8 protein-coding genes are annotated in these 10029 nt (G+C 68.6%); all 8 read right to left on the bottom strand.

The window, feature by feature from the left end:
* On the bottom strand, positions 1-1168 hold a 1168-nt coding region (locus tag JMF90_RS10500), incomplete at its 3' end, for a porin (RefSeq protein WP_201325088.1).
* Between the two features lie 167 nt (positions 1169-1335).
* Positions 1336-2274, bottom strand: coding sequence for a helix-turn-helix domain-containing protein (locus tag JMF90_RS10495; protein ID WP_012339722.1), 939 nt, complete (start codon positions 2272-2274; stop codon positions 1336-1338).
* Positions 2275-2343: 69 nt separating this feature from the next.
* Complete coding sequence (locus tag JMF90_RS10490) at positions 2344-2955, bottom strand: DUF3156 family protein (protein ID WP_011547363.1); 612 nt, start codon at positions 2953-2955, stop codon at positions 2344-2346.
* Complete coding sequence (locus tag JMF90_RS10485) at positions 2952-4454, bottom strand: APC family permease (RefSeq protein WP_012339721.1); 1503 nt, start codon at positions 4452-4454, stop codon at positions 2952-2954. Before JMF90_RS10485 ends, JMF90_RS10490 begins: the two co-directional genes overlap by 4 nt.
* 221 nt (positions 4455-4675) lie before the next feature.
* Positions 4676-6016, bottom strand: a complete 1341-nt coding sequence (locus JMF90_RS10480; protein WP_011547361.1) for an aspartate aminotransferase family protein — start codon at positions 6014-6016, stop codon at positions 4676-4678.
* A gap of 52 nt (positions 6017-6068) precedes the next feature.
* The gene (locus JMF90_RS10475; RefSeq protein WP_011547360.1) at positions 6069-7571 is read right to left on the bottom strand and encodes an aldehyde dehydrogenase family protein; all 1503 of its coding nucleotides are present in this window, start codon (positions 7569-7571) and stop codon (positions 6069-6071) included.
* A 220-nt stretch (positions 7572-7791) separates the two neighbouring features.
* A complete protein-coding gene (locus JMF90_RS10470; RefSeq protein ID WP_012339720.1) occupies positions 7792-8520 on the bottom strand; it encodes a LuxR C-terminal-related transcriptional regulator in 729 nt (242 codons plus the stop codon).
* 163 nt (positions 8521-8683) lie between these two features.
* Positions 8684-9562 carry a neutral zinc metallopeptidase gene (locus JMF90_RS10465; protein WP_011547358.1) on the bottom strand — a complete coding sequence of 293 codons (879 nt, stop codon included), beginning with the start codon at positions 9560-9562 and terminating at the stop codon, positions 8684-8686.
* Positions 9563-10029: the final 467 nt, after the last annotated feature.

Raw genomic sequence — 10029 nt, 5'->3', positions numbered from 1 at the left:
GGCTCGAATTGCTGTTCGCGAGCACCGGAATCTGCGCATAGTTCGCCGCGTTGCCGTCCGCATCGGTGCCGAGCCCCGTGCCGCTCGCGACCTGGCCGATCGCGACCGCATACAGCGCGGTGCGCTTCGACAGACTGTAGTTCGCGCCGACGTTCACCTGGTGGAAGCGCGTCGTGCCGCGTCCGTCCGTATGCGCGGCGTTGAAGATGTACGCAACGCCGCCTTGCAGCGCCGGTGTGAACATGTACGTGACGTTCAGCTCGCCGATGTCGAACGTGAACGCCTGCGTGCGCGGCTGCGCGGCGGTCGAGAAATAGCGGCTGTCGCCGAGCCGCGTGTGCGTGTAGGTCAGCGCGACCGTCGCCGCGCCGAGCGTGACCGACCCGCCCGCGCCGAACGCGCGCATCGAGCCGGCATCCTGCAGCAGGCAGTACATCGCGCCCGGGTTGCTGCACGCGAAATCGCCGATATAGCTGCTCGCGCCGCCGAGCGCCGCGTCGAGCGGCTGGTGCAGGTCGAGGTAGCCGACCGAGAAGGCCACCGGCGCGCGCGTGTACGTCGCGGCCACCGCATAGCCGCGCTTCGCGGAAAAATCGCCGGCCTGCCCGCCGAAGCTGAACGTGCCGCCGAACGTGAGCCCGTTGAAATCGGCGCTGGTGAACTTCACCGCGTTGTTGAAATTGAACGCGGCATTCAGGTTGTCGACGTCGCCGAGATGCGAGCCGTACGGCGTCGACCAGTTGTTGCTCGACACGTATGCACCGAGCATGTCGGTGTACGAGTCGTACTGGCGGCCGAGGCCGAGCGTGCCGATCCCCTCCTGGCGCAGCCCGACCCACGCTTGCCGGCTGAATGCGGTGCCGCCTTGCAGCGCCTGCCCGTTCGCGGACAGGAACTGCTGCTCGAGCGTGAACACCGCATCGAGGCCGCCGCCGAGCGGCTCGGCGCCCTGGAAGCCGAAGCGGGACGGCACCAGGTTGCCGCCGCCCATCTGCCACGCATGGCCGCCGCCCGTGCTGCCGTCTGCGCGCGTGAACTGCTGGTTCGTCGAATAGATGATGCCGGTATCCACGGTACCGTACAGCGTCACGCTCCCCGAAGTCTGCGCATGTGCGTGCAGGCAGCCCAGCATGGCCGCGGCTGCGGTCAGTCGTCGTCCGTTCTTCATGTCCCGCCCCTCTGTGATCATCGATTCGCAGTGCAAACCGAATGTGTTGTCGATATGGGTGACAGGACTTTATCCAGCGAAAATTCCGGACCTCTATCGCAAATCGGCAAACGGTGAGGGGTGCGGCCCGCGACGGTTCCCGGCGGCGCCGTCGCAATGTGGATGCGTCATTCGGGACGCGTCGTCTGGGAAGGCAGTTCGCCGAACAGGTCGCGATACTCGCGCGCGAAATAGCCGAGATGCGTGAAGCCCCAGCTCGCGGCGGCTTCGCCGACACCGAGTTGCTGCGCCGACGTCGTGCGCAGCAGGCGCCGCACCGCGTTCAGCCGGATCGTGCGCAGGTAGCCGACCGGCGTGACGTCGGCCACGCGTTGAAAGCTCGTTTGCAGCGTGCGGCGGCTGCAGCGCAGCGCGCGGCACAGTTCGAGCACGGTGACGGGTTCTTCGGGACGGTCGCGCAGATGCTTCTCGCAGCGGCTCACGATATCGCTGTAGGTCGCGTGCGTGATGTCGCGGCGCTCGACGCCGATCCCCTGTTCGAGCGCATCGAGGAACATGCCGAGCATCGCGTCGCGAAACATCTTGCGGGTCGCCGCGTATTCGAGGCAGCCCGGGTTGCGCTGGGCATCATCGATCAGGGCCGACAGCCGCACGCCGAGCGCGACGCCCTGCGCGTCGGACAGCCGCGTCACGTGCCGCAGCCTGCGCGCGCCGGCCGCGCCGAATTCGGCCTCGCACAGCTCGTCGACCATGTCGGACGACGCGCTGATCCCGACGAGCCCCATCCCTTCCGGCGTGTGGAATTCGAAATCCTCGCCGGCGCGCAGCGCGAGCAGCGCATAGCCGTCGACCGGCTGGCCCTGGAACGTGCCCGCGAGGGGCACGGACAACGGTACCGCGAGCGACGTGCGCCCGGCCGGCGCGAGCCCGGTTTGCGCGACACGCCGGTTGGTCGTCTCGCGGAAGAAGTGGAAATCGTCGTACAGCACCTGCGTGACGGTGCCCTTGAAGCGGCCCGGCGTCATCTGGCGGTACACCTGATGCCAGCCCGCGATCGCGAGCCCGTGATCGTGCACGTCTTCGTGTGAGCGTGACTGGAACAGCATCGGCATCTCCGGTAAAACCCTGATTCCTGGATGCGCCCGCCGGGTTCGCGCGGCACGCATCGCCACAGCTTACCCTCGCAAAATCCCGCGTAGTGCGGTTTCGAACGCAAGACAGGCCGCCGACAGCGCCGCGGCCTGCTCGTCGATCAGCCGGACATAGCGGCGAAACGACGGCATCCGGTTGACGACCTCGCTGCCGCCGAACGGCACGATCGCGAGCGTCCAGCGGCCGTCGCGTGCGTCGCCGTCGTGCGCGTCGATCACGCAGTCGGTCAGGTGCAGCGGCCGCAGCGCGTCGGCCAGCGCCGGGTCGGCAAGCAGCGCGGCCAGCGTGTCGATGAACGCGGAATCGCATCCGGGCGCGAGCGCCGCAGCGATGCCGGTACGGCGCAGCCAGCCGGTCTGCCGCACGCGCGCACTGCCCTGCGCGGCCGGACCGTTCGCGGCCACCGTCACCTTCACGCTGACCGTATGCATCAGGAACTGACGCTCGACGCGCTCGTCGACGCGCACGCGCACGCCGTTCGGTAACCGCGCCGTGGCGCCGCCAACGCCGCCAGCACCGTCGTCATCGCGCACGGCCCGCAGGTCGGCGAGCACGCGCGCGGCGATCGCGCCGGGCCGATGGCCGGGCGGCGGCGCAGCGGGCGCCGCGCGCCAGCGGGCGAGCGCGGCCTTCACGATGCGACGTGCTCGTTGCGCAGCACGTCCTCGACCGGCACCGGCCTGAACGGATGCCGGCGCTGCACGACCAGCGTCCAGAACAGCGCGTACAGCGCGGTGAGCCCGAGCATCGCGCCGAACGGCACGTAGATGTCGCGCGGGTTCATGCCGGGCGGCGTGATGTACCAGATCGCGAGCACGATGCCGACGCTCGACACGATCTGCGGCAGCGGGAACAGCGGCGAACGATACGGCCGCGGCAGGTCCGGGCGGCGGATGCGCAGCATCACGACCGACGCGGTGACGAGCAGGTACGCGGTGCCCCACGCGCAGGTCGCGGCGAGCACGAGGTGCAGGATGCTGTCGAGATTGCCGTTGATCAGCCACGCATGGAAGATCGGCACGATCGCCGACGCGACGATGCCGACCACCGGCGTCTTGAAACGCGGATGCAGGTACGCGAAGCAGCGCGGCAGCGCGCCGTCGATCGCCATCCCGTACAGGATGCGCGGCAGCCCGGCCATCAGCGTGTTGATCGTCGCGGCGCCCGCGCACAGGAACGCGATGCCGAACCAGATCCGCCCGAACGGCCCGAGCACCTGCAGCGCGAACGCGGGAATCGCGCCCGGCGTGTCGAGCAGGTGCGTGAGGCCGTCGGGGCTCACCGGCACGTTCGCGACCTGGCGGCGGATCGCCGCGCCGTACAGGAACATGCAGATCGCGACGCCGACGAGGCCGAGCGCCATCGCGCGCGGGATCGTGCGGCCCGGCGCCTTCATTTCCGGGGCGAGCGGCGTGACGAACTCGCAGCCGACGAACATGAACATCGCCATCCCGACCAGCGACAGCACGGCCGGCACCGACGTGCCGACTTCCGACCCGCCGAACCAGCCGTCGAGATGCACGGCCGGCGCGGCCGCGAGCCCGAGGATGCCGAAGATCATCAGCGACAGCCACATGCCGGCCGTCAGCACGATCTCGAGCTTGCTGAACACCTTGATGCCGATGATGTTGGTGATCGCGAACGTGACCACGAGGCCGACGCCGACCAGCCACGAACTGTTGTGCTTCTCGAACGCGGCGTTCAGCGATTCGAAGTTCACGAGCGCCATGATGCCGCTCAGGATCGTCTCCGCGGTGCCGGCGAACACGTGCACGAGGAAATAGGCGGAAATCGTGCCGGTGATCGCCCAGAAGCGGCCAAGCCCGCATGACAGGTAATCGTAAACCGAGCCAGCGGTCGGCAGCATCGCGGCGGCTTCGGAAAACGTGGTGGCCTGCGCCTGCATCATCACGAACGCGATGATCATCGCAACCGCGAACGCCCAGCCGCCCATCCCGAAGCCCGACGTCGCGGTGAGGATCACCGGGCTCGCCATGATGAGGCCGACGGCGCTCGCCAGCGCGGTCGGAAAACCGACCGCGCCCGCCTTCAAGGCGGTGCCGCCGCCCGCTTCAGCCGGCGAGCCGGCGGGCGTATCGCCCGCGGCGCCGGTCATTCCCGACCATCCCGACATCGTTGTCTCCTTCGTAGGTTGGCCCGAACCGGCGCTTCGTCAGCGGCCGGGGCCAGATGCTATGCGGTCGGCCCCGGGCGGTGCTTCAGCGCTTCGATGCCCGGGTCCCCTGTCGATCACGGCGTGATCCGATGTCGAAAAAATACGCAGGCAAAATAATCCGGTCATAGCGCAAATCGGCAAATCCGCGACGGCGTTTACCCGCCGTCGCGGCTTTGCCGTCATGCGAACGGGACGGCCTCGAAGCCGGCCGCGAGCGCGTCGACGATCCGGTCGAGCTGCTCGCGCTGGATCACGAGCGGCGGCGACAGGATGATCTTCGTGCCGACCGGGCGCACCAGCACGCCGTTCTCGCGGGCGACTTCCGCGACCGCGTTCGCATAGCCCGACAGCGGATCGATCGGCTCGCGCGTGTCCTTGTTCGCGACGAGGTCGAGCGCGAGCATCAGCCCCTTGCCGCGCACCTCGCCGACCGCCGCGAAGCGTTCCGCGAACGGCTGCAGCGCTTCGAGCAGATACGCGCCCTGCTTCGCCGCATTCGCCGGCAGGTCCTCCTTCACGACGATGTCGAGGCTCGCGATCGCGGCCGCGCATGCGACCGGATGGCCGGCGTACGTGTAGCCGTGCATGATCGCGCCGCCGAAATCGGCATTCGCGGCGAACGCGTCCTCGATCCGCGCGTTCACGACCGTCGCGCCGAGCGGCACGTAGCCCGACGAAATCCCCTTCGCGAGACACATGATGTCAGGGCGCACGCCCCAGCCGCGGCTGCCGAACAGACTGCCGCTGCGGCCGAAGCCCGTCACGACTTCGTCGGCGATCAGCAGCACGCCGTAGCGGTCGCACACTTCCCGCACCAGCGGCCAGTAGTTGGCCGGCGGCACGATCACGCCGCCCGCGCCCTGGATCGGCTCCGCGATGAACGCGGCGACCGTATCGGGGCTCTGGAACTGGATCTCGCGCTCGAGCATTTCCGCGCAGATCCGACCGAGTTCCTCCGGGTCCTGCGTGAACGGGTTGCGGTACAGCCACGGCGTCTCGACGTGGAAGCAGCCGGGCAGGTTCGGCTCGTAGTTGCGGCGGAACATCGTATTGCCGTTCACCGACGCGCCGCCGAAGTGCGTGCCGTGATACCCCTGCTTCAGCGAGATGAACTTCGTGCGGTCGGCCTGGCCGCGCACTTTCCAGTACTGGCGCGCGATCTTCAGCGCGGTCTCGATCGAGTCCGACCCGCCCGAGCTGTACAGCACGCGGCGCATCCCTTCCGGCTCCAGCATGTCGATCACCTTCTTCGACAGCTCCTCGGCGCGCGGATGCGAAATGCCGTCGAACAGCTGGAAGTATTCGAGTTCGTCGAGCTGACGCACGATCGCGTCCTTCACTTCCCGGCGGTTGTGGCCGACGTTCACGTTCCACAGGCCCGCGACGCCGTCGACGAGCTTGCGCCCCTGTTCGTCGAACACGTAGCAGCCGTCGCCGCGCACGATGCGGATCGGCTTGCGCTGTTTCATTTCGTTCGGGTGCAGCATCGGGTGCCAGAACTTCGCTTCGTTGTAGCTCATTGCAATCTCCACTGTCGGATCGGTTTTTGCGGTTTTTGGATGGGCCCGCGCGTCAGTGCGCGATGCAGACGGATTTGGTTTCGGTGAAGCCTTCGATCGCGTACTGGCCGAATTCGCGGCCGATGCCCGATTGCTTGTAGCCGCCGAACGGCATCGACGGATCGAGCGGGATATGGCAGTTCACCCACACGGTGCCGGCCTCGATCTGCGGCACGAGGTTCATCACGCGTGTCAGGTCGTTGCTCCAGATGCTCGCGGCAAGGCCGTACGGCGACGCGTTCGCGAGGCGCACCGCGTCGGCCGCGTCGTCGAACGGCACGACGACGATCACCGGGCCGAACACCTCGTCGTGGACGATCGCGCTGTCCGGATGCGGATCGGCGATCACGGCCGGCTTCACGTAATAGCCGGGCAGATCGTCGGCCGGCGAGCCGCCCGCGAGGAACGTGAGGCCCGCACGGCGCGCGCCTTCGATGTGCTGGACCACCTTGTCGCGATGCTGCGCGGACACGAGCGGGTTGATCTGCGCGGTGGTGTCGAGGCCCGCACCGAGCTTCATCGACTGCGCGACGCCCGCGAGGCCGTCCGCGAGTTGCGCGAACTTGCTGCGATGCACATAGATGCGCGACGCCGCCGCGCACACCTGCCCCTGGTTGAAGAACGCGCCGGCGGCGACGCCGTCGAGCGCCTGCGCGACGTCGACGTCGTCGAGCATCACGATCGGGTTCTTGCCGCCGAGTTCGAGCGAGAAGCGCGTCATGTTCTGCACGGCCGCCGCGCCGACCAGCTTGCCGGTCGCGGTCGAGCCGGTGAACGAGATCTTCGCGATCGACGGGTGGCTCGCGAGCGCCGCGCCGCAGACGCGCCCGCCCGTGACGACGTTGAACACGCCGGGCGGCACGCCGGCTTCGCGTGCCAGCTCGGCGAGGCGCAACGCGGTGAGCGGCGTTTCCGGCGACGGCTTCAGCACGATCGTGCAGCCGGCCGCGAGCGCGGGAATCAGCTTCCACACCGCGATCATCAGCGGGAAATTCCACGGCACGATCGCGGCGACCACGCCGACGGGCTCCTTGCGCGTATAGGCCGTATAACGCGCGCCCGGCGGGAACGGGATCGACACGTCGAGCGTCTGGCCGGTGATCTTGGTCGCCCAGCCGGCCATGTAGCGCACGTATTCGACGCTCGCGCCGACTTCGACCGCGCGCGACACGTGAATCGACTTGCCCTGGTTCAGCGTTTCGAGCTGCGCGAGCGTTTCGGCGTCGGCTTCGATCAGGTCGGCGAGTTTCAGCAGGATGCGTTCGCGGTCAGCCGGACGCAGCCCGCTCCAGACGCGCGTGTCGAACGCGTGTTTCGCGCTGGCGACCGCGCGGTCGACGTCGTGCGCATCGGCATCGGCGACGGTCGCGAGCCGCTCGCCCGTGGCGGGGTCGTACACATCGACGCGCGCTGCCGCGTGCGCCGTCTGCATGGCGCCGTCGATGAAGAGGCCGAAATCGCGCGCAACGAAGGTGCGCACGGTGTCGCTGACGGCGACGAAGTTCGTGTTGCTCATGGGCGTCTCGTTGATTGTCGTGGCTGGACCGCGTGCCGCCGAGGCACGCGGGCGTCGGACCACTGTATCGACGAGGAATCGAGCCCGGTGAGCGCAAATTGGCAGCGCGTGGGGAATCAGAGGCGGGTGAGCCGGACGCGCGCAAGCGTGGCGTCGCGACGGACGAACGCCGCGTTATCGTCCGACGAATGACGCGATGTGATTGCGGACAGGGAAAAACTTACAGGAACAGCGCGCCGACCAGCTCCGTGCGGTTCGACACGCCGAGCTTGCGGTACATGCGCATCAGGTGCGTCTTGATCGTCGGTGGCCCGAGCGCGAGGTCGCGCGCGATCTCCTTGTTCGAGCGGCCGTCGCGCACGAGCCGCGCGATCTGCTCCTCGCGGTAGGTCAGCCGTTCCTCGCAACCGATCCGGTGGATGCCGCGCCGCGCGCGCAACAGCGGGCTCAGCGCCGCTTCGGCGACCGGCTGCAGCCGCGCGAGCGCGTCGATCTCGCCGGGGGCGAACCGTCCCGCGGTGCCGTTGCCGTTCGCGTCGCCGATGCCGAAGCGCAGCAGCGAGAACGCGCCGACCGTGCGACCCGCGTCGCGCAGCCAGATTTCGACGACATCGGCCACGTCGTGTCGCCGCAGAAAACGGGTCCAGTACGCGGACGCCGCGCGTCGTTCGTCAGGCAGTTGCGACGCGAGCGTGACGACCGCGCGGTCGCCCGCCGCGCAGCGCGACGGATGCAGCGGATCGAGCATCCGGTAGCGGGCGACGTAGGTGCGGTGCATCGATTCCGGCATCCCGAACAGCTCGAAATCGGCCGGCTCGCCACTCTGATCGAGCCGGTAGAACACGATCGCGGACGGGCTCGCGAACGCGTCGAACGCATCCACGCACGCGTGCAGCGCGCGCTGCCAGTCGGCGGGAGCGTGGTCGGCGGGAACGGACAAGGTCGGCATGGGAAATCGGCTGGCGGATGGACGCATCGAATCTCGAAGTCCGGGCCAGCCTACCGGCGCCGAAAAGCGCCGGTGAGCACGAATCGGCAAATCGTCCCGGGCCGGCCAGGGTGGCCGGTTCAGGCGGGACGATGCCGGCGCGCGGCGGTGCGCGCGCCTCGTTTCAGCGGGCGTTCGCGGCGAACGTGTCGCAGGCGCTCACCTCGCCCGACTCCATCCCGCGCCGCAGCCAGTACACGCGCTGCTCGCTGGTGCCGTGCGTGAAGCTTTCGGGCACGACGTAGCCCTGCCCTTGCTGCTGCAGCCGGTCGTCGCCGATCGCAGCAGCCGCCTTCAGCCCCTGCTCGAAATCGCCCGGCTCCATCAGCCGCTGGTTCGCGCGCTGCGCGTTGTTCGCCCACACGCCGGCAAAGCAGTCGGCCTGCAGTTCCATCCGCACCGACAGTGCGTTCGCGCGCGCCTGGCTCGAGCGCCGGCGCGCGGCGTCGACCTTGTCGGCAATGCCGAGCAGGTTCTGCACGTGATGGCCGACTTCGTGCGCGATCACGTAGGCCTGCGCGAAATCGCCGCCCGCGCCGAAACGCTTGCGCAGCTCGTCGTAGAAGCCGAGATCGATATACACGTTGCGGTCGCCCGGGCAGTAGAACGGCCCCATCGCGGTCTGGCCGGTGCCGCATGCGGTCGGCGTCGAGTTCGTGAACATCACGAGCTTCGGCGGTTCGTACTGCGCGTGCAGCTGCGTGTTGAACACGCCCGTCCACGTGCGTTCGATATTGCCGAGCACCTTGCGCGTGAACACCGCGCCGGGATCGTTCGCCGGCGCGCCCTGGTGCTGGGTCGGCGCGGGCTGCGCCTGCTGCTGGCGGCCCTGCAATGCCGACGCGCCTTCAAGCACGACGCGCGGGTCGATCCCGAAGAAATACGAGGCGGCCAGCGCGACCACGATCGTGCCGATGCCGATCGTCGCGCGCCCACCGCCGAACCCGCCGCCACCGCGTCGATCCTCGACGTTGGCGCTTTCTCTTTCGTCGTCCAGCCTCATTGCCGGCCCCTCCCTGTTCTTTTGTCGATGGTCCGGCCGCGCCAGCGCGCAACCGGGCGATACGCCGTGGCGACACGAGCCGTCGGCGGATGCGCTACCTATGTGTCGGACGCCCGCTCGCGCCGATCCGGCCTGCCGCGCCTTTGCTGGCCGCACCTTTGCCGGCCGCGCCTTTGCCGGCCGCGCCATTCTTACGACGGAATCGGCTGGCCGACGCGCGGCGCGTCGTTGCAAACGCCCGCTCGCACTATTTTGCCGGGCTTTCGTGGCTTATCGCAAAAATGTGGAGGATAGAGCGATTCGGCGTCAGACATCGTCAGCCTTTGCAAAATGGGCCACGGCCGCCGCACCTGGCCGTCCGGCCGACCCGCGTTCATCCTTTCGGCGGATACCGGCGCGCGCCGGCGCCGCCTAAAGTGGCCGGAACGCCCCCTTTCCGGAGAACCACATGACGCACCCGCCACCCC

Source organism: Burkholderia sp. E168m23 (assembly GCF_016586125.1).
Taxonomy (GTDB): domain Bacteria; phylum Pseudomonadota; class Gammaproteobacteria; order Burkholderiales; family Burkholderiaceae; genus Burkholderia; species Burkholderia orbicola.
This window is presented reverse-complemented; position numbering and strand designations above follow the sequence as displayed.